The following is a 1427-nucleotide window of genomic DNA, read 5'->3' as shown; positions in this document are numbered from 1 at the left end:
ACAAATGCAAGGCAAGGATATCATAAATTCCACATTTCATCAACTATTTAGGCCAATTTTCAGTAAAAATTTTTATCAACAACTTACAGAGTTGGAGGTTGATAAATACGTCAAGAAGTTAAAAACCGACCAATTACTTAAGCTTTTTGTTAATGCTCAGCTCGAGCAATACCGTGGGTTGCGGGATATCAGTAATAACCTTAATGATGACCAGTTTAGCCAGGCAATCAATCTAGATTCTATCAGTGCTTCTCAGCTATCACGTAGATTAAGAAAATTAAACCCAAAAATAGTTCAGCAATTGTTCTATACCTTAATTCGTGAGGCAAATAAAGGTATTGGGTTTAACTCATTAAGACAAACGCTTGGCAGGCTGTACCTAATAGACTCTTCAACAATTAGTCTCTCTCTTACTAGATACCAATGGGCTAAGTTTAGAAAAACTAAAAGCGGAGTAAAGCTTCATCTTTGTTTAAACTTTTGTGATGGAGAAGCTTTGCCGGAAAAAGCCGTTGTTACACAAGCTAAACCTGCTGATAAAACTCAAATGGATGCCCTGGTAGTTCTAAATGATGGTGCTTTGAATGTCTTTGACCGAGCATACGTAGACTACAAAACATTTGACGTCTATTGCGCAAATGGCACAAGGTTTGTGAGTCGTTTAAAAAACAATGCCTTAGTAGAAGTAGTAGAAGAAAGACCAGTAAAGCCTGAAAGCCCTATTATAAAAGACCAAATTGTTAAACTAGGTAAGGACAAAACAACTAAAATGGAACATCAGTTAAGGTTAGTTGAAACTAAAGACACTGAAGGTAATCCCATCATCATAGTTACAAATGATTTTGAACAAGAAGCTGAAGCAATAGGAGAAATTTATCGGTGCCGATGGCAAATAGAACTATTTTTCAAATGGCTAAAGCAGCACCTTAAAATCAAGCATTTTTACGGACTAAGCAAAGAAGCTGTCGAAAATCAGATCTACATAGCACTTATCACCTATTGCTTATTAATGTTACTTAAATCAAAAGTCGGTTACGATGGACCACTATTAACAATTAAAAGATTGCTAAGCACCTGCCTACATGAACCTTTATCTTCATTCATTAAAAAGCTTTATCATAAAAACCGGGGAGCTCCTAGAGTAAAGAGGAGAATAAACCATGGAGAAATTTTTGAAATTACCCTAAGGCAGGTGATAGAGCTCGAAGCAGATCATTTATATGATGATCGTGATTATGACCCAGTTATATTGTAAACATAATGATTGTGTAAAGATGTGGAAAAGGACTACCCTTATGTGGTTGCTCCTTTGGCCCACGGCGGAAAAACCCATATGTAAAATTATTGAATAAATAAAAATAAATGCAAGAATATTTCTTCTTAATTCTGGTTGTACTATGGTGATAAGTTTTTATGCAACACTAGTG

At 35.5% G+C, this 1427-nt stretch carries 1 protein-coding gene; it reads left to right on the top strand.

Annotation, left to right across the window (positions count from 1 at the left end; genetic code table 11):
- Nucleotides 1-4: 4 nt before the first annotated feature.
- On the top strand, nucleotides 5-1255 hold the full coding sequence (locus tag GGQ84_RS15465; RefSeq protein ID WP_429163721.1) for an IS4 family transposase: 1251 nt from the start codon (nucleotides 5-7) through the stop codon (nucleotides 1253-1255).
- Nucleotides 1256-1427: the final 172 nt, after the last annotated feature.

The sequence above is a fragment of the Desulfitispora alkaliphila genome, assembly GCF_050433185.1.
Lineage (GTDB): Bacteria > Bacillota > Desulfitisporia > Desulfitisporales > Desulfitisporaceae > Desulfitispora > Desulfitispora alkaliphila.
Note: the sequence above shows the minus strand (reverse complement) of the source record. Positions and strands in the feature narration are given on the sequence as shown.